Source organism: Pseudomonas sp. PDM30, assembly GCF_019218985.1.
Classification (GTDB): Bacteria; Pseudomonadota; Gammaproteobacteria; order Pseudomonadales; family Pseudomonadaceae; genus Aquipseudomonas; species Aquipseudomonas jessenii.
Genome location: NZ_JAHUWM010000012.1, coordinates 1 through 19,400, shown reverse-complemented (window position 1 = coordinate 19,400; position 19,400 = coordinate 1). Strand labels below are relative to the sequence as shown.

Here is a 19,400-nt window from a genome sequence, read left to right as displayed (position 1 = left end):
GGAGGATACGGTTCGAGTCCGTGTTTACTGGCGCTCGTCCATCGTCTTCCTGCCCGTCTTCGTTCTTGTTTTAGTGGTCAGTTTCTCGCAGTTTCGAAGCGACGCTGCCGAACCCCGGGTAATCGTGACGAGGGGCATTCTAACCACATCCGTTGAGGATTCGTGAACCGCCCGACGAGAATAAATCAGGCTACGCAGACGAGAACTGATCAGTCACGGTTGGACCTGTTGAAATTGCCGAGCAAATGGCACAGATTGGCTACCAAACAACTACAACAAAACATTTCATCTGTCTTACGAGCGATCCTGTTGATTCGTGAGACCCTTCCATTAAGCCAGTAGGAAATGGATGAAATGTATGACCGGGGGTCGCTGTTGAAAAAACGTCTGTTTGTCACGGGTCTGACTGGATTCGTAGGACAACACATCCAATCGCGTTTGCAGGCTGACGCCTCGGAATGGGAACTGCTGCCTGTTCCCGGCCGCTACGATCTTGCCGCGCCGGACAGCCTCGAAGGCTTGTGGCCGGTCATGCCCGATGCGGTGATCCACCTGGCCGGCCAGACGTTCGTCCCGGAGGCTTTTCGTGATCCGGCCGGTACCCTGAATATCAATCTGCTGGGCACCCTGAACCTGCTGCAAGCCCTCAAGGCACGCGACTTCAGCGGCACGTTCCTGTACGTCAGCTCCGGCGATGTCTATGGCCAGGTCGCTGAAGAGCATCTGCCCATCACTGAATTGCAACCACCCTGCCCGCGCAACCCATACGCCGTGAGCAAACTGTCGGCCGAGTTCCTGAGCCTGCAATGGGGCCTGAGCGAGGACTGGCCCGTACTGGTCGCCCGCCCGTTCAACCACATCGGCACCGGGCAGAAAGACAGCTTCGTCATCGCCAGCGCCGCCCGTCAGATCTGCCGGATCAAGCAAGGCCTGCAAGGGCCACAACTGGAGGTCGGGGACATCGACGTCACGCGCGATTTCCTCGATGTCGGGGACGTGGTCTCGGCCTACCTGGCATTGCTGGAAAAAGGCACACCGGGGCAGGTCTACAACATTTGCTCGGGGCGCGAGCAGAGCATTCGCAGTTTGATCGAACAACTGGCAGATCTTGCCCAGGTCGACCTGCAATTGGTCCAGGACCCTGCGCGACTTCGCCGCGCGGATCAGCGACGTGTGTGTGGCAGCCCTGCCAGGCTGACCCAAACCACCGATTGGAAGCCTGAAATCACAACACAACAATCCCTGCGGGCGATCCTGTCCGACTGGGAGAAGCGAGTACGACAAGAATGACTAAAAGTGCATTGATCACAGGTATCACCGGCCAGGATGGCGCTTATCTGGCGAAACTGTTGCTCGACAAGGGCTACAAAGTCCACGGCCTGGTGGCGCGTCGCAGCAGCGACTCGCGCTGGCGCCTGCGCGAGATGGGGGTCGAGGCGGACATCGTCTACCTGGACGGCGACATGGCCGATGCCTGTTCAGTGCAGCGCGCGGTGATCAAATCGGCGCCGGACGAAATCTACAACCTTGCCGCACAAAGCTTTGTCGCGGCTTCCTGGGATCAACCGGTGACCACCGGCATCGTCGACGGCCTGGGCGTTACCCACCTGCTCGAAGCGATCCGTCAGTTCAGCCCGCACACGCGTTTCTACCAGGCGTCCACCAGCGAAATGTTCGGCCTGATCCAGGCCGAGCAGCAGGACGAGAACACCCCCTTCTATCCGCGCAGCCCTTATGGCGTGGCCAAGTTGTACGGCCACTGGATAACCGTGAACTACCGCGAAAGCTTCAACCTGCACGCCAGCAGCGGCATTCTGTTCAACCATGAATCACCGTTGCGCGGCATCGAGTTCGTGACGCGCAAAGTCACCGACGCCGCCGCCCGCATCAAGCAGGGCAAGCAGCAGGAACTGTGCCTGGGCAACATCGACGCCAAGCGCGACTGGGGCTTTGCCGGGGACTACGTCGAAGCCATGTGGCTGATGCTGCAACAGGACAAGCCCGATGACTTCGTGGTGGCCACCGGCGTCACCACCACCGTGCGCGAGATGTGCCGGATCGCCTTCGATCACGTGGGCCTGAACTACCGCGACTTCGTGAAGATCGACCCGGCGTTCTTCCGCCCGGCCGAAGTCGAAGTGCTGCTCGGCAACCCGGCCAAGGCCCAGCGTGTGCTGGGCTGGAAACCAAAAACCGACCTGGATACCTTGATCCGCATGATGATGGATGCGGACATGAAACGCGTCGCCAAGGAGTAGGCCATGCTGATTCCCGTGATTCTCTCCGGCGGTGCCGGGACAAGGTTGTGGCCGGTGTCGCGTGAAGGCCATCCCAAACCGTTCATGGCATTGCCCGACGGCCAGTCGCTGCTGGGCAAGACCTATCGGCGTGCCGCGGACCTGCTCGACGGCTGGGGCGATATCGTCACGGTGACCAACCGCGAGTACTACTTCCAGAGCAAGGATCACTTTCGGGACGCGCACCTTGGCCGCCATCGCGGACACTTCCTGCTGGAGCCGACAGGGCGCAATACGGCACCGGCCATTGCCGCCGCCGCCCTCTCCCTCCAGGCCCTGCATGGTGACGACGCGATCATGCTGGTCATGCCCGCCGACCACCTGATCGTCAATGTCGACGCACTGAAGGACGCGGTCGAGCATGCCGTGGCATTGGCCAGGCGCGGTCACCTGGTGACCTTCGGTGTCGTGCCGACCGCTCCGGAAACCGGTTTCGGCTACATTGAGGCCGGCATGCCACTGGACGATAAAGGTGCTGCCAGTGTGCGGCGCTTCGTCGAAAAACCCGACCTGCAAACCGCGACGCATTACCTGGAAAGCGGCAACTTCCTGTGGAACTCCGGGATGTTCTGCTTCTCGGTCGCCAGCCTGCTGGCCGAGCTGCAAACCCATGCTCCCGACTTGCTGGAGCAGGCGCAGGCCTGCATGGCCGCCAGCGCCGCGGTGGAAAACGCCGGAAGTCTGCAACAGGAACTGTCACCGGTCCTGTTTGGCGAAATCATGGACATTTCCATCGACTACGCGTTGATGGAACGCTCCGACAAAGTGGTCGTGGTGCCGGCCCGTTTCGACTGGAGCGACATCGGCTCCTGGGGGGCGGTGGCCGCGCTGGTACCGGCGGATGCACAGAACAACCGCACCGTCGGCGAGTCGATTTTCATCGACAGCCACAACAATTTCGTCCAGAGCGAAAACCGCCTGGTCGCGACCGTGGGCGTGGATAACCTGATCATCGTCGACACCGCCGACGCGGTGCTGGTGGCCCACGCCGACCGTGCCCAGGATGTGCGCCGGGTGGCCAGGCAACTCAAGGATAAAGAGCACGAAGCCTATCGCCTGCACCGTACGGTCAGCCGGCCATGGGGCACCTACACCGTGCTCGAGGAAGGTCCGCGCTTCAAGATCAAACGCATCGTGGTCAAGCCCGGCGCCAAGTTGTCATTGCAGATGCACCACCATCGCAATGAACACTGGGTGGTGGTCGAAGGCATGGCCAAGGTCACCAACAATGGCACCGGCACGCACCTGGTGGCCAAGAACGAATCGACCTTCATTGCCGCCGGTCACAAGCATCGCCTGGAAAATCCCGGCGTGATCGACCTTGTGATCATCGAAGTGCAAAGCGGCGAATACCTGGGAGAGGACGACATCGTCCGCTTCGAAGATCAATACGGCAGGACGGTTTGAATGCTGCGTAATCTTTACCAATCGCTGTGGAGTTACCGGGGATTCATCCTCGGCAGCGTCAAACGGGAGTTTCAGGCGCGTTATCGCAACTCGCTGTTCGGTGCCTTGTGGACCGTGCTCAATCCGCTGTCGATGATCCTGGTCTACACGGTGATCTTCTCCACCATCATGCGCGCCCGCTTGCCGGGTGTGGATGACGGGTTGGCCTACAGCGTCTACCTGTGCGCCGGCCTGCTGACCTGGGGCCTGTTCGCCGAGATCACGACGCGCAGCCAGAGCATGTTCTTGGAAAACGCCAACCTGCTGAAGAAAATCAGCTTCCCGCGCATCTGCCTGCCGGTCATCGTGCTGCTCAATGCCGGGATCAATTTCGCGATCATCCTGGGGTTGTTCCTCGGCTTCCTGCTGATCAGCGGACGGCTGCCCGGCATGGCGCTGCTGGCGCTGGTACCGTTGCTGGTCCTGCAGGTGATCTTCGCTGCGGGGCTGGGGATGATTCTGGGCGTGCTCAACGTGTTCTTTCGCGACGTCGGGCAGTTTTTCGGCATCTGCCTGCAATTCTGGTTTTGGCTGACGCCAATCGTTTATCCGCTGTCGATCCTGCCGCCGGGCATCCAGCGCTTTATCGAGCTGAACCCGATGACGGCACTGATGAACAGCTACCAGAACCTGTTTCTCTACAACCAATGGCCAGACTGGAGCTCGCTGGTCCCGTTGCTGGTGATCGGCCTGTTGTTCTGTGGGATGGCGCTGCGGCTGTTCCGCCAGCGTGTCGGTGAAATGGTGGACGAGCTCTGATGGGACATATACGTGTCAGTGGCCTGGGCAAGGCCTACAAGCAGTACCCGAATCGCTGGAGCCGGCTGTACGAATGGCTGGTGCCGTTTTCCCGCACCCGGCATCACCTGCACTGGGTGCTGCAAGGGGTCGATTTCGAGATTCAGCCGGGTGAAGCCGTGGGCATCGTCGGGGTCAACGGTGCCGGCAAAAGCACGCTGCTGAAGATGATCACCGGCACTACCCAGCCCACCTGCGGCGACATCCAGCTGCAAGGTCGCGTAGCGGCGCTGCTGGAGCTGGGCATGGGCTTTCACCCGGACTTCACCGGTCGGCAGAACACCTTCATGGCCGGCCAGTTGCTCGGCATGCAGGTCGAAGAAATCGAAGCGCTGATGCCAGAGATCGAGAGCTTCGCCGAAATCGGCGAGGCCATCGACCATCCGGTTCGCACCTATTCCAGCGGCATGCAGATGCGCCTGGCGTTCAGCGTGGCCACCGCGCGACGGCCGGACATCCTGATCGTCGATGAAGCGCTGTCCGTGGGTGATGCCTACTTCCAGCACAAAAGCTTTGATCGCATCCGCAACTTCCGCAAGGCAGGTACCACGTTGCTGATCGTGTCCCATGACCGTTCGGCGATCCAGTCGATCTGCGACACCGCCATCCTCCTGGAGAACGGACGCATGGCCATGCGCGGCAAGCCTGAAGAAGTGATGGACTACTACAACGCCATGCTCGCCCAGCGCGAGGGCCAGACGGTGCGTCAGGAAATGCTCGCCAACGGGCAGGTGCAAACCATTTCCGGGACAGGCGAAGCGGGCATTCTCAGTGTCCGCCTGCTTGACCCCAAGGGGCGTTCGGTGGATGTGGCTGAAGTCGGCCAGGCGATGGTCCTGGAAGTGCAGGTCGAGGTGCGCCAGGACATCGAGCGACTGATTCTCGGCTTCATGATCAAGGATCGCCTTGGCCAGCCCATGTACGGCATCAATACCCACCGGGTGGACAAAGCCCTCACCGACCTGAGTGCCGGCGAGCGCGTCACCTACCGTTTTGCCTTCGACATGCGCCTGGGCAAGGGCAATTATTCGGTGGCCTTGAGCTTGTCGCGACTGGATTCGCACCTGGATCGCAATTTCGAATGGCGTGACTACGGGCTGGTCTTCCACGTGATCAACAATCGCCAGGAAGACTTCGTGGGTTGCTCCTGGCTCGAAGCGCAGACCAGCGTGACCCGTTCCAGTGAGAATCGGGTGGAATCCATTGGGGAAACACGATGACCAGACTGTTGGTGGAATGTACCTACGTCTTCGAACACCCGGATGCCAACTCGGGCATCCAGCGGGTCGTTCGCAATGTGATTCAGCAATTGCCGGCCGCGAACGCCCAGCGCGAATGCGTTCCGGTGGTGATGATCAATGGCGCGTTGTTCGAGGTGAAAAGCCTGGCACCCCTGCCGACCGTCAAAGTGGATCTGGTGAGCCTGCGGGTGAAGCTAGAACAGTTCGCCAATCAGTTCTGGCTGCGCCACCGCGCGCTGGAACGTCGCCGTCCTTTCAGCCAATCGAAGTTCGCCCGCCGGGTGCTTTACGTCGGTTGCCGTCTGACCGCGTTCGCCTGCCTGAGCCTGCCGATGCGCCTGCTCGATCGGGCACTCAAGGGCCAGAAGGTTCCCGAGCGTTGCGTGCCGTTGCAGCATCGCGCCAGGGACCAATTGGTGCTGCTGGACTCGTCCTGGCACGCCAACTTCTTCCCCCTGGCCGAACAACTCAAGCGTGACGGGGTCGGTATCGTTTCGGTGATCTACGACCTGATTCCCCTGACCCACCCGCAGTTTTGCGACGCAGGATTGGTGAAGGTCTTCAACGAATGGTTCGACTGGATCGCCCGCACCGCCGATGGCTACGTGGCGATCTCGACCACCATCCGCGACCAGGTCCGCCAGGAGATGACCCGCAGGATCGGTACCGCGCAGGTTCAGCAACGCTGGTTCGACTATTTTCACCTCGGCTCCGAACTCGACCTGACCGATGCCCGGTCTACCGTCGACCCGGGGCTGCTGCAGATGTTCAAGACGCCAGACCCTGTGTTCCTGATGGTCAGCACCATCGAGCCGCGCAAGAACCATGCGTATCTGCTGGACGCGTTCGAGCGCGCCTGGGCGGCCGGCTCCAAAGCCCGGTTATGCATCGTCGGCAAGATTGGCTGGAAATGCGAGGCGCTGATCGAGCGTATACGCCAGCATCCGCAATTGAACCTGCGTTTGTTCATGTTCAACAACCTTTCGGACAAGAGCCTGGAACACGCCTATTCCCACGCGACATCGCTGGTGTTCCCGTCCTACGTCGAAGGGTTCGGTTTGCCGCTGGTGGAAGCCATGCAGCGAGGCCTGCCGGCCATGGCCAGCGACATCCCGGTGTTCCGCGAAATCGGTGGCGAGTACATGGCGTATTTCGACCTCTCCGACCCGCAGAACCTGGCCGATCTGGTCATCGACATGGAAAGCGGCGGCGCATTTCCCGCGCCCCTCAACCTGGATAACTGGCGTTGGCTGAGCTGGCGCGAGGCGAGTGCGCAACTGGTCGAACGCATCCAGCGCAATCTGCACAGCGATGCGAAGGTGCCTGAGAGTCAGCATGCGAATTGCCCTTAACGCCCGCATCCTTCAGGCCCCGCGCACGGGCATCGGCCACTACGTCGCCGAACTGGCGACGGCCCTGGCCCGCGAATCGGACGTCGAGTTGTCGTTGTTCCACGGCTGGGGCTGGAGTTCGACTCTGCCTGAGGCGGCGATGCCCGGTTACTCGCGTCTGACGCCGTTGCTGCGACAGATTCCGGGAGCCTATCAGGCGCGGCGCTGGCTGGAGCAGAAGCGTTTTGATCAGCGCCCCGCCCAGGCCATCGATCTTTATCACGAGCCAAGCCTGTGGCCGCTGTCGTTCAACGGCCCGACCATCATCACACTGCATGACCTCACGCACCTGCACTATCCCGACACCCAACCACCGGCACGCCTGCGCGAAATCGAGCGACGACTGGCCGACGGCGTACAGCGGGCGCGGCTGATTCTGACGGACTCGCAGTACATCGCCGAGCAAGCGCAGGCCTGGTTCGCACTGCCGGCCGAGCGCTTCGTGGTGGCACCGCTGGGTGTGGCCGCGCGCTTCCACCCCCGTGAACCCGAGGCCATCGATCAGGTCCTCAAGGCCCACGGCGTCGAGGCGCGGGAGTATTTCCTTTGCGTCGGTACCCTGGAGCCACGCAAGAATCTGACCCTGGCCCTGCGCGCCCATGCCCGGCTGCCGGAAACCGTGCGCCAGCGTTTTCCGTTGCTGATCGCCGGCATGGCCGGCTGGCAACGTCAGCAGTTCAACGACGAATTACGTTCGGCCCTTGCGTCAGGTCATGTGTGCCTTCTGGGGTACTTGTCGGACGACGATCTGGCGCAGCTACTGGCCGGAGCCCGGGCGCTGGTCTTCCCTTCGTTGTACGAGGGGTTCGGCCTGCCGGTGCTGGAAGCCATGGCCAGTGGCACTCCGGTGATTCTGACGGGTGAGTCGGCGATGCCGGAGGTCGCTGGCGATGCCGGCAACTACATCGAGGCGCACGACCCCGACTCCTTGCGCGATGCCTTGCTGCGGTTGATCGACGACCCGGCGCATTGGCAGGTCTGTCGCGAGGCAGGCTTGCAGCGAGCGAAGCTTTTTTCCTGGGAGCGTTGCGCGACGGTGACCGCCCGCGCCTACCGCCAGGCAATGGAGAACTGATATGCGCGTTCTGCACTTTTATAAAACCTACTTGCCCGACTCCATGGGTGGCATCGAACAAGTCATTTTCCAGATGAGCGAAAGTGGCGCGCGCCATGGTGTCGACAGCACTGTGCTGACCCTGAGCAATAATCCGGCACCGGGCGTGTTGCAGATCCGCGAGCACCAGGTGCATCAGGCCAGGATGGATTTTCAACTCGCCTCCACCGGTTTTTCCTACAGCGTGTTCAAGCAGTTTCGAGAGCTCGCGGCTGAAGCCGACGTGGTCAACTATCACTTCCCCTGGCCCTTCATGGACCTGGTGCATTTTGTCAGCGACATCAAAAAGCCCAGCGTGGTGAGTTACCACTCCGACATCATTCGCCAACGCCATCTGCTCAAACTGTACCGTCCGTTGATGCGTCGGTTCCTGGACAGCGCGGATCGAATCGCCGTGGCGTCCCCGAACTACTTTCACACCAGCGACGTGCTCAAGGACTACCACGATAAGACCCGTGTCATCACCTATGGCCTGGACAAGTCGGGTTATCCGACGCAAGACGCGGCGCGGACCGAGCGCTGGCGCCAGAAGCTGGGGGACAAGTTCTTCCTGTTCGTCGGTGTGATGCGCTACTACAAAGGGCTGCACATCCTGCTTGAAGCGATGCAGGGGCTGAACTATCCCGTGGTGATCGTGGGCGCCGGCCCGCTGGAAGTGGAGCTGCATGCCCAGGCCAGGGCGCTGGGCCTGCGGAACCTGCACTTTCTCGGGTTCCTGGGCGACGAAGACAAGGTCGCCTTGCTCGAGTTGAGTTATGCGGTGGTGTTCCCGTCGCACCTGCGCTCCGAAGCCTTTGGCATTTCGCTGCTGGAAGGCGCGATGTATGGCAAACCGATGATCTCCAGTGAAATTGGCACTGGCACCAGTTACATCAACATCCATAACGAAACCGGGCTGGTGGTGCCACCGAGCAATCCATCGGCGTTTCGCGAGGCGATGCGCACGCTTTGGGAAAACCCGGTGCTGGCGGCGCAAATGGGCGAGAAGGCGCAGGCCCGTTATCAAAATCTGTTTACCGCGGACGAAATGGGTCGCAAATGGGCCGCGCTGTATGAGGAGCTGCTGGAAGAAAAAGCCCTCGCCTACGCATGAGGTTTTTTTGCAGATCCGAGTTGTCTCTGCTGCTGCGCTCCAACAGTGTTACGATCCCGCGACTGTAGATTTTCCATGGCTTGCGCAGGATGTGTGCAAGCCGTCGACTCTCCCTATTAGCCCCCCGACTTTCTGCTGACCGCCTATGCAACGCCTGCTCAACGACCGCCTGGACTGGAACCTGCTGCGCACCTTTCGGGTGATTGGCCAGGAGCAGAGCATCAGCCGCGCTGCCGCCCGCCTGCACCTGACACAACCGGCAGTGAGTCAGGCACTCAAGCGCCTGGAGGAACAACTGGGCCGCCAATTGATTGCCCGTCGCGGGCCACGTTTTGCCCTGACTGAAGTCGGCGAGCAGATCTTCGCCCTGGCCGGGGAAATCTACGGGCAAATGTCCCAGGTCAGTAGCGTGCTGGAACAACCGGCCGACGAAGTGATCGGCAAAGTGCGGTTGCTGATCATCAGCCGGATCTTCTCCGAGCGCTTTGATGACTTTCTCGCCGACTTCCATCGTCAATACCCGCGAGTGGACCTGGAAGTCGATGTGATGCGCAGTTCCGACATCGTCAGCGCCCTCCAGGAAAAAACCGCGACCCTCGGCCTGAGCCTCAATCGGCGCCCGCAGCCACGCCTGGAGCAGCGCTTGTTCCTGCGTCAACGCTATGCTTTTTTCTGCGGCAAGCACCATGGGCTGTTCGGCCAGCAGGACGTCGCCGAAGGGGATTTGCAACGGGAGAACTTCGTCAGTTTCACCAGTGACCAGATCGGCGGCATGCTCTCGCCGCTGACGATTTTCCGCGATCAGCAGGGTTTCAGTGGTCGCATCGTCGCGTCCTCACCGAGCCTGGAAGAAGTCCGGCGACTGGTGATCGCCGGCTTCGGTATCGGCTGTCTGCCCGAACACGTGGTGGCGGCCGACGTCGACGCCGGATTGCTCTGGCGCCTGCCGCCCCACGAGGGGATTGCCGATGTGGACATTCATTTGCTGTGGAACCGCGAACAGCGCATGAGCCGTGCCGAGACGATCTTTCTCGAAAGCCTGCAACAACGGCTGACGGACTAAACGCGCAAGACTTGCGTCACCGGTTCACCGGCCAGCAAACGTTCGAGCAAGCGCGGCTCGCTGCGATCCGAAGCCAGCGCCTGATCGATGACTGCCGCCGCCGATGCCGTGTCGAGAAACAACACGCCGTTGTCGTCCGCCAGCACCCAATCCCCCGGCTGCACCGTCACGCCGGCGCAGTGGATGGGCTGATTGATGGCGCTGTCGCCACGGCCGTGCAGCTTGGTGGTCAACAGGCTGGTGCCTCGGGCGAACACCGGCAACCCGGCTTCACGCAGCTCCAGCAGATCGGTCACTGCGCCGTCCACCACAATACCCACAGCCCCGGCACAGCGTGCCGCGCAACTGGTCACCGCACCGACCGGCGCATGCCGATGATCGCCACCGGTGTCGATCACCAGCACGTCGCCCGGCCTGATTTGCGCCAGGGCCCGGTTGACGGCAATGGCATCGGCGCCCACCAGTTTCAGGGTCAACGCACGGCCAACGACTTTCACATTGGGCACCATGGCCCGCAGTTGCGGATCGGCAAAACCCTCTTCGAGAAAGTGCCCGAGGGTCGGAAAGCTCACGGCCTTGAGCTGTTCGATCAGCTGCGACTCATCCATGCTGCGGCTCCCCGGCAATCAGTTCGGCAACACAGTCGATCTCCAGCGATACGCCCCACAATGCCACGCACACCGTGGTGCGCGCCGGTGGCGCATGGCCCAGGAACTCGCGGTACACGGCGTTGAACGGCTCCAGTTGCGCGGGGTCGGTCAGGTAGGCATTGACCTTGATCACATGGCTGAAACCGGAGCCCGCCTCGATCAGGATCGCTTCGAGGTTGCGCAAGGTTTGCCGTACCTGCTCGGGGAAATCAGCAGGCTGTTCGTCGAGGCTGCCGTGGGCCGGAATCTGCCCGGCGGTGAACACCAGGTGGCCGCTGACCACGGCCTGGGAGTAAGGCCCGACCGGGTCGATGTAGCCCGGGGCCGATTGAATTCTGCGCATGTTGTAGAACTCCAGATGTCAGGCCGTAGCCGATTTGAAGGGTTTACCGGAGGCCAGATCGTCTGTGGGGACGACGCTGGGGATCTCGCTGATGTCCTTCTTGAAGGTCTCGGTCAACAGCAACAGGGCCACCAGTGAAATCAATGCCGCACCGATCATGTACCAGGCCACCGACGAACCTTTGCCCGTCGCGGCCAGCAATGCCGTGGTGACGATGGGCGTCGCCGCGCTGCCGAGCAGGCCGGACAACATGTAGCTGATGGACAAACCGGAATAACGCACCCGGGTGCCGAACAGCTCGGCGAGAAAGGTCGCGATCGGCCCGTAGTTGGCGGCGAACGCGGTCATCAACAACAGATAACCGAACACCACCATCGACAGCTCCTTGGTGTCCATCAGCCAGAACATCGGGAACGCCACCAGCGCTTCGGCGATGATGCCGCCGACAATGATCGGTTTGCGTCCGAAGCGGTCCGAAAGCGCACCGAACACCGGCAACATGACAATGCACCAGGCGCAGGACAGCAGCACCACACCGAGCATCACGCTGCGGCTGAAGCCGAGGTTCTGTGTGCCATAGGTCAAGCCGAACGCCACGATAATGTTGAACGAAGCGCCCGTGGACATGGTGGCAATACCCCCCAGCAGCACTTGCTTCCAGTACTTGCGGAACACTTCCGCCAACGGCATTTTCACTTGCACTTCGGCTTCCTTGACCTTGTTGAAAGCCGGGGTTTCCGAGATGTTCAGGCGGATATACAAACCGACGGCGATCAGCAACACGCTGGCCAGGAACGGAATACGCCACCCCCAGGCCAACAGATCCTCCGGGGACAGCCACGCCGCGATCAACAGGAATGCCAGGTTGGCAATCATGGTCCCGGCCGGCACGCCGATCTGCACCCAGGAGCCGTACAAGCCACGCTTGTTGGCCGGCGCATGCTCCACCGCCATCAGCACCGCCCCGCCCCATTCGCCCCCCAATGCCAGGCCTTGCACGACCCGCAGCAGCAACAACAGGATCGGCGCCCAGATACCGATGGTTGCAAAGTCAGGCAACAAGCCGATGGCGAAGGTGGCCGCGCCCATGGTCAGCAGCGAGATCAACAGCATCGACTTGCGCCCAAGGCGATCACCGAAATGCCCGAACAACGCCGCACCGACAATCCGTGCCAGATACGCCGAAGCGAAGGTGCCGAACGCCAGCAGCGTTCCGATCAGCGGCACGAAATCCGGGAAGAACACTTTGTTGAACACCAGCGCTGAAGCCGTGGCAAACACGAACAAGTCGTACCACTCCACGGTGGTGCCAATCACACTGGCCACCGCGACTTTTTTCATGCTGATTGCAACTTCCGGTGGTGCGCCGGACTTTTCTGCGGACGATAGATCGCTCATCACTGTCTCCAGGAATTTATTTAATTGTTTTGAACTGGCAGTAAAACGGTTGAGGCGACGGTTGTTGTTATGGCTTACGGGAAACGGGTTCCTGTAGGAGCGAGCCTGCTCGCGATGAACTCAAGAACACCGCGTTTAACCGACAAACACGCGAAATCGTTAACGACCATCGCGAGCGGGCTCGCTCCTACAGGGGGTGAGTTAGTTCAATATCCCAATACTCGGTCGGCGCAGTTGAGTAACGGCTCGCCAGCATTCAATCGACGAAAGTTCTCTGCCACTTGCTCGGCAATACAGTCATGGGAAGCCGCCGAAGCCATGTGCGGGGTGATGGTGACACCGGGCATTGTCCAGAGCCGGTGATCGACCGGCAGCGGTTCCTGCTCGAAAACATCCAGCAAGGCGCCGCGCAAATGCCCGCTCGCCAGGGCCTGTTCGAGATCGTCGATGTTCAAATGACCGCCCCGGCCACAGTTGATCAGTGCCGCGCCGCTGGCGAGCTGTTCGAAAGTGGCTCGTCCGAGAATCCCGCGGGTTTCGCTGGTGAGTGGCAACAGGTTGATCAGCAACTCGACGCCGTCGAGAAAAGGATGCAACGCATCACCCCCGGCGAACGTGCGCACACCGGGCAAATCCTTGCTGCGCCGCGCCCAGCCGCGCACGTCGTAACCGGCTGCGACCAGATCCAGAGCAATCGCACTGCCCAGCGATCCGAGCCCCATCACACCGACTTTGAACTGCCCCGCCGCCCGTTGCAGCGGCCGCTCCCAGCGTTGCTCCCGCTGGTGCGACAACACCTGATCGAAACCGCGGTGATAGTGGATCACCGCCCAGCGCACGTACTCGGTCATCCCCTGGCGATGGCCCGGGTCGACCACACGGCAAACCGGCAGGTCCGGGCACGACGGATCGTGATCGAGGTGATCGATACCGGCGGCCACCGAGTGAATCACCTGCAGGTTCGGCAATGCGCCGAGACTGCCCGGCAAGGGAAACCAGCACGCCGCCATCTGTGCATTGACGGCCCGGGAATCGTCGGCCAGCACGGCGGTGAGCTGCGGCGCACTGCGGGCAAACGCCGCCTGCAATTGCTTGAGCAGCAAGGTATCGCGGGACAGCAGAACCACAGTGTTGATGACGGCGTTCATGACAAATATGACTCGCGCTGGGATTCGATCAACGTCAGGGCGGCCTCCCAGGCCAGGTCGATGATGTTGTCCTGCTCATCACGGTCGAACTGCTCGGCGGTGTGCGCGCAGACTTCCGGCGACGGGTAATGCAGTGCCGAACCACCGGCCAGCGCCTGCACCTGGGCCTGACAGGCCCGCTCCAGGAAGTGGATTTCCTGGAACGCCTGGGCCACGCCCGATCCACCCACCAGTAAACCGTGGTTGCGCAGGATCATCGCCCGGTGCGGACCGAGGTCGGCAATCAAGCGCTCGCGCTCATCCAGCGACAGCGCGATACCCTCATAGGTGTGATAGGCCAGCTTGCCGTAGAACTTCAGCGCATGCTGACTGATCGGCAGTAGGCCTTGCTTCTGCGCCGCGACCGCCATGCCGGCCGCCGTGTGGGTATGGATCACACAGTTCAGGTCCGGACGCGCCATGTGGATCGCCGAGTGAATCACGAAGCCGGCAGCGTTGACCCGATGGCCCGCGTACTCCGGGTCGACCACCCGCCCTTCCTGATCGATGCGCACCAGGTCCGAGGCGCGCATGCGGTCGAAGATCACCCCGTAGCGGTTGATCAGGAAGTGATGCTCAGGCCCCGGAATCCGCAGGGTGATATGGGTGTCGATCAGGTCGGTCATGCGAAAGTGCGCGACCAGTCGATACAGCGCAGCCAGTTCGCAACGGGCTTGCCATTCAACCGGGTCGATGTGTGCAGGTTTACTCACGAATACACCTCTTTAGCAGCGTGGGTGACGACCGGGTTGGCGCGCAGGCGGGCCAGGCCGCAAACACCGATCAGGGACAGGGCCGAGAGCAAGGTGAAGAACACCGCCAGCGGCAACCATTGTCCGGAAAACTTGCTGGCCAGCAGGGTGCCGATCAGCGGCGTGGTGCCGCCGGCCACGGCGCAAGCCAATTGGTACGCGATGGAAATGCCCGAGTAGCGCAGGTGCACCGGGAAGGCCTGGGTCATGTAGCCGGCGATCACCGCGTAAAGCGCCGAGAGAATCACCACTGCCAGGGCAATGCCGGCAGTCATGAACACAATGTTCTGCGTGCCTACCAGCAGGAACATCGGGTATGGCGTGACCATGCAAAGCAACGCGACCCATTTGAGAAAACGACCTTCGCCGATACGTTCGGCGATCAGCGCCGAGAGCGGTTGCGAGAGCAACTGGATGACGGTCACCAGAAACAGGCAATCGAGAATCGTCGATCGGGCAATGCCCTGATATTGGGTGACATAGGTGATCATGAAGGTGTTGGTGAAGAAGAACCCGGCCGAGCCGATGGTCACGGCAGCGGCGGCGAACAGGATCTGCCGCCAGCAGGTACGGATCACGTCCATCACCGGGTATTTGGCGGTCTCGTTGTTGTCCTTGGCCTTGGCGAATTCCGGCGACTCGTGAACGCCGGAACGGATCAACAGCCCGACCATCATCAACACGCCGCTGGCGAGGAACGGCAAGCGCCAACCCCAGGCGAGGAAATCCTCTGGTTCAAGGGACGTCACCAGACGGAAAGCGATCAGTGCCAGCAACAAACCGGCGGGACTGCCGAGCTGGGCGAACGATGCGTAGAACGTCTTGCGCTTGGCCGGCGCGTGTTCGCTCGCCATCAACACCGCCCCACCCCACTCACCACCGACCGAAATGCCCTGAATGACACGCAGCACGATCAGACCAATGGGTGCCCAGATGCCGGCACTGGCGTAGCTCGGCAACAGGCCAATACCCGCCGTGGCGACGCCCATCAAGGCCATGGTCACCAACAGCATTTTCTTGCGCCCGAGACGATCGCCCAGATGACCGAACACCATCCCGGCCATGGGACGGGCAATGAAGCCGACCGCGAAACTGCCGAACGCCGCCAGGGTACTCATGACCGGGTCGCTGCTGGGGAAGAACACTTGCCCAAGGACCAGCGCCGCCGCGGTGGCGTAGATGTAAAAGTCGTAGAACTCGATGGTCGTGCCAATGAAGGCAGCGGCCGCGGCTCGGCGCGGTTGGGGAGTAGTGTGCATGCAAGGACCCTGTGTACTTATAGTTTTTGGGCAGGTGTTAAGGCTGATGACGGTTGCGCTCTGTGGCACTTGTGGGCTTTATCGCTTCCATGCCAGGATTAGTCAATTTTCAATTCCTTATCTTTACTATTAGCACTGCTACTGCATGAGGTTTTATGCCTTCCAATTCCAACCCGTGGGTCGGCCGCCGCTTTCTCAATGACCGCCTCGACTGGAACCTGCTGCGCACCTATCTGGTCATCGGCCAGGAAGGCAGCATGAGCCGCGCCGCCGCGCGACTGCACATCACCCAGTCGGCCGTCAGCCAGGCGCTGAAACGACTGGAAGAACAACTGGAATGCGTGTTGATTGCCCGCAGCGGACGACGCTTTGATCTGACGGAAACCGGGGAAGAAGTCCTGCGCATAGCGGCGGATATCTACGGAGATATTTCACGCCTGGGGACGGTAGTGGAGAGTCGTCACGACGACGTGGTGGGCAAGATCCGCATCCTCACCGTCAGCGGTGTGCAGGCTCGGCATTACGATGACTTCCTCGCTGATTTCCATGAAACCCATCCGAAAATCGAGCTGGAAGTCGAGGTGATGGGCAGCTCGAACATCATCAGTTCGCTGCTGCAAAAAACTGCGACAGTCGGCGTTGGCCTGTGCCGCTTGCCACAGCCACGACTGGAACAACGGGTACTGTTTCGCGAGACCTATGCTTACTTTTGTGGCCAACGTCACCGGCTGTTCGGGCAACAGAATCTGACCCTGGAACAACTGGCGGCGGAAAACTTCGTCAGCTTCACCAGCGATCAACTCGGCGGCAATCTTTCACCCCTGACGCTGTTCCGCGACCAGCAAGGCTTCACCGGCAAGATCGTCGCCTCCTCCACCAGTTTCGAAGAAATTTACCGCTTGATCTGCGCGGGTTACGGCATCGGCGCCTTGCCCACCCATCTGGTGCGCCGGGATGTCGAGCAAGGTCTGCTCTGGCGCTTGCCGCCGGAAGACGGGGTGGTGGATTTCGATATCCAGTTGTTGTGGAATCGCGAACAGAAGATGAGCCAGGCCGAAACGGTGTTCCTCGAGAGCTTCCAGCACATGCTCAGCATCCGTGAGCCTGTGCTGTGAAGCCATGAAGGTTCAGACGTGAGGATCGCCCGGTGCCTTGTTCGGCGCTGCGTACTGCGGCTTGAGGTGCCCGTCCTGATCAAGTAGCCAGGCGTCCATGATCTCCCGCACGACCGGTCCGGCGACGCGACCACCGGCCTCGCCGTTTTCGATCATCACCGAAATCACGATTTTCGGGTGCTCGGCCGGGGCAAAACCGACGAACAAGGCGTTGTCGCGGTTACGCTCGCGGGTTTTCTCCCGGTTGTAACGCTCACCCTGCTTGATCGCCACCACTTGCGCGGTGCCACTCTTGCCGGCGATACGGTACTGCGCGCCCGCGGCTGCGGCCCGGGCAATCCCGCGGGCATCGTGCATCACCATCTGCATGCCATGGTTGACCTGCTCCCAGTCGCGAGGATCCTTGAGCAGAATGTTCGGCATCGGATGCTCATCCACCGGCGCGACACCGTCCACGGTTTTGGCCAGGTGCGGGCGATTCCACACGCCTTTGTTGGCAATCAGCGCCGTCGCCTGGGCCAACTGCAGTGGCGTGACCTGCATGTAGCCCTGGCCGATACCGAGAATCACCGTCTCGCCCGGAAACCAGGCCTGACGACGGGTGGCGCGTTTCCAGGCCTGGGATGGCATCAGGCCGGGGGACTCTTCATTCATGTCCAGGGAGACTTTTTCACCCAGTCCGAACATGGCCATGTAGTCGTGCAGACGATCGATACCGAGCTTGTGTGCCAGGTCATAGAAGTAGGTGTCGTTGGAACGCATGATCGCCGCATCCATATCCACCCAGCCGTCGCCGCTGTGGTTCCAGTTGCGGTATTTGTGATCGAAATCCGGCAGCTGGTAATAACCGGGGTCGAACACACGGGTCTGTGGCGTGACGACACCGGCATCGAGGCCGGCGATTGCCATTTCCGGCTTGATGGTCGAACCCGGCGCATAGAGACCGCGCAGCACACGGTTGAACAGCGGTCGGTCGATGGAGTCCCGTAGCGTGGAGTACTCCTTGGAACTGATACCGGTGACGAACAGATTCGGATCGAAACTCGGGTTGCTGACCATGGCCAACACTTCACCGGTCGAGGGATCCAGTGCGACCACCGAGCCACGGCGATCGCCCAAGGCTTGCTCGGCGGCTTCCTGAAGCTTGACGTCGAGGCTCAGGACAATGTTTTCGCCTGGCACCGGGTCAGTGTGCTTGAGCACTCGCAGCACGCGGCCCTGGGCATTGGTTTCGACTTCCTCATAACCGACATGGCCGTGCAGTTGCTTCTCGTAGAATTTTTCAATCCCGGTCTTGCCGATGGATTGGGTGCCTCGATACTCCACGGTATCCAGAGCCTTTGACTCTTTCTCGTTGATACGTCCGACGTAGCCGACCGAATGGGCGAAGTGCTCGCCCAATGGATAATGCCGAACGAACTGCGGCTCGACATCGAGGCCCGGCAAGCGGAACTCGTTGACGGCGAGTACGGCAATTTGCTCTTCGCTCAGTTCATAGAACAACGTCACAGGTACGAAGGGGTGACGTGCCTGCTTCATCGCCTTGTCGAACTGCGAGCGGTCTTCAGCGGGCAAATGCAGGAGATTGACTACCTCGTCCAGCTCTTCGTTTACATCGGTAGCACGTTCGCGGGTGATGGTCAGGTTGTAGCTGGGACGGTTATCCGCGAGAAGTACGCCGTTGCGGTCGTAGATCAACCCGCGAGTCGGTGTAATTGGCAGGACATGTACGCGATTGTTTTCAGAGATGGTCGAGTGATAGTCGAACTCGACTACCTGCAGGACATACAGGCGCACTACCAGCGCACAGGTGACAGCGGCAACGAACAAGCCGCAGGCCATCAGCCTTTTATTGACCAGGCGTGTCTCTTTCTCGTGGTCCTTGATGGGTATCGGTTCGGGCATCTCTACAGCAACTCTTTGAAAAGAATGCCGATCCGTGGGCGCAAACTCAGTCCATTAAAAATGAGCTGCACCTTAGCAAAAGCGCGGAGTCAGGTTTATGTGATTTTTTTTACAATGACCTTGTAGGAGCGAGCTCGCGATGGACGTTAACGATGACGCGGGAAACCTGACGCCCTGCAGCGCTCTCGGGTTTTTCGCGAGCGGGCTCGCTCCTACAGGGGCGCCAAAAACAAAACCCCTACCTGCATACGCAGATAGGGGTTTCGGAATTTAATCTTGACGATGACCTACTCTCACATGGGGAAACCCCACACTACCATCGGCGATGCATCGTTTCACTGCTGAGTT

The 19,400-nt window shown here is 60.7% G+C and carries 17 protein-coding genes; 10 read left to right on the top strand and 7 right to left on the bottom strand.

Annotated features, from left to right (window positions below; translation table 11 throughout):
- The first annotated feature begins 375 nt into the window (after positions 1-375).
- The 9 genes from KW840_RS24275 to KW840_RS24235 all read left to right on the top strand — a co-directional run bounded on the left by KW840_RS24275 (position 376) and on the right by KW840_RS24235 (position 10,443).
- On the top strand, positions 376-1,290 hold the full coding sequence (locus KW840_RS24275; protein ID WP_218498040.1) for a GDP-mannose 4,6-dehydratase: 915 nt from the start codon (positions 376-378) through the stop codon (positions 1,288-1,290).
- Positions 1,287-2,258 (top strand): GDP-mannose 4,6-dehydratase, encoded by a 972-nt coding sequence (gene gmd / locus KW840_RS24270; protein WP_057713902.1) that lies wholly within the window; start codon positions 1,287-1,289, stop codon positions 2,256-2,258. The genes KW840_RS24275 and gmd overlap by 4 nt, the downstream gene beginning before the upstream one ends.
- Positions 2,259-2,261: 3 nt before the next feature.
- Positions 2,262-3,704, top strand: a complete 1,443-nt coding sequence (locus tag KW840_RS24265; RefSeq protein WP_218498039.1) for a mannose-1-phosphate guanylyltransferase/mannose-6-phosphate isomerase — start codon at positions 2,262-2,264, stop codon at positions 3,702-3,704.
- Positions 3,705-4,502: an ABC transporter permease gene (locus KW840_RS24260; protein ID WP_154947769.1), complete on the top strand. Its 798-nt coding sequence runs from the start codon at positions 3,705-3,707 to the stop codon at positions 4,500-4,502.
- Positions 4,502-5,761 (top strand): ABC transporter ATP-binding protein, encoded by a 1,260-nt coding sequence (locus tag KW840_RS24255; RefSeq protein WP_218498038.1) that lies wholly within the window; start codon positions 4,502-4,504, stop codon positions 5,759-5,761. Before KW840_RS24260 ends, KW840_RS24255 begins: the two co-directional genes overlap by 1 nt.
- The gene (locus KW840_RS24250) at positions 5,758-7,134 is read left to right on the top strand and encodes a glycosyltransferase family 1 protein (RefSeq protein WP_218498037.1); all 1,377 of its coding nucleotides are present in this window, start codon (positions 5,758-5,760) and stop codon (positions 7,132-7,134) included. Before KW840_RS24255 ends, KW840_RS24250 begins: the two co-directional genes overlap by 4 nt.
- Positions 7,118-8,248 (top strand): glycosyltransferase family 1 protein, encoded by a 1,131-nt coding sequence (locus KW840_RS24245; protein WP_218498036.1) that lies wholly within the window; start codon positions 7,118-7,120, stop codon positions 8,246-8,248. The genes KW840_RS24250 and KW840_RS24245 overlap by 17 nt, the downstream gene beginning before the upstream one ends.
- Position 8,249: 1 nt before the next feature.
- Complete coding sequence (locus tag KW840_RS24240) at positions 8,250-9,380, top strand: glycosyltransferase family 4 protein (protein ID WP_218498035.1); 1,131 nt, start codon at positions 8,250-8,252, stop codon at positions 9,378-9,380.
- A gap of 145 nt (positions 9,381-9,525) precedes the next feature.
- Positions 9,526-10,443 (top strand): LysR family transcriptional regulator, encoded by a 918-nt coding sequence (locus tag KW840_RS24235; protein ID WP_154861514.1) that lies wholly within the window; start codon positions 9,526-9,528, stop codon positions 10,441-10,443.
- On the opposite strand, the gene KW840_RS24230 is transcribed toward KW840_RS24235, so the two are convergent.
- The 6 genes from KW840_RS24230 to KW840_RS24205 all read right to left on the bottom strand — a co-directional run bounded on the left by KW840_RS24230 (position 10,440) and on the right by KW840_RS24205 (position 16,032).
- Positions 10,440-11,051, bottom strand: coding sequence for an RraA family protein (locus KW840_RS24230; protein WP_218498034.1), 612 nt, complete (start codon positions 11,049-11,051; stop codon positions 10,440-10,442). The genes KW840_RS24235 and KW840_RS24230 overlap by 4 nt on opposite strands.
- Complete coding sequence (locus tag KW840_RS24225) at positions 11,044-11,436, bottom strand: RidA family protein (protein WP_057713893.1); 393 nt, start codon at positions 11,434-11,436, stop codon at positions 11,044-11,046. Before KW840_RS24225 ends, KW840_RS24230 begins: the two co-directional genes overlap by 8 nt.
- A gap of 18 nt (positions 11,437-11,454) precedes the next feature.
- A complete protein-coding gene (locus KW840_RS24220; RefSeq protein WP_218498033.1) occupies positions 11,455-12,834 on the bottom strand; it encodes an MFS transporter in 1,380 nt (459 codons plus the stop codon).
- A 206-nt stretch (positions 12,835-13,040) separates the two neighbouring features.
- Positions 13,041-13,982: a glyoxylate/hydroxypyruvate reductase A gene (locus tag KW840_RS24215; RefSeq protein ID WP_218498032.1), complete on the bottom strand. Its 942-nt coding sequence runs from the start codon at positions 13,980-13,982 to the stop codon at positions 13,041-13,043.
- Complete coding sequence (locus KW840_RS24210) at positions 13,979-14,734, bottom strand: class II aldolase/adducin family protein (RefSeq protein WP_007988289.1); 756 nt, start codon at positions 14,732-14,734, stop codon at positions 13,979-13,981. Before KW840_RS24210 ends, KW840_RS24215 begins: the two co-directional genes overlap by 4 nt.
- Positions 14,731-16,032 (bottom strand): MFS transporter, encoded by a 1,302-nt coding sequence (locus KW840_RS24205; RefSeq protein ID WP_057713891.1) that lies wholly within the window; start codon positions 16,030-16,032, stop codon positions 14,731-14,733. Before KW840_RS24205 ends, KW840_RS24210 begins: the two co-directional genes overlap by 4 nt.
- Before the next feature lie 155 nt (positions 16,033-16,187).
- Between KW840_RS24205 and KW840_RS24200 the strand changes: the two genes are divergently transcribed.
- On the top strand, positions 16,188-17,147 hold the full coding sequence (locus KW840_RS24200; RefSeq protein ID WP_057713890.1) for a LysR family transcriptional regulator: 960 nt from the start codon (positions 16,188-16,190) through the stop codon (positions 17,145-17,147).
- Positions 17,148-17,159: 12 nt separating this feature from the next.
- On the opposite strand, the gene mrdA is transcribed toward KW840_RS24200, so the two are convergent.
- Positions 17,160-19,052, bottom strand: coding sequence for a penicillin-binding protein 2 (gene mrdA / locus KW840_RS24195; protein ID WP_218498031.1), 1,893 nt, complete (start codon positions 19,050-19,052; stop codon positions 17,160-17,162).
- Between the last annotated feature and the right edge of the window lie 348 nt (positions 19,053-19,400).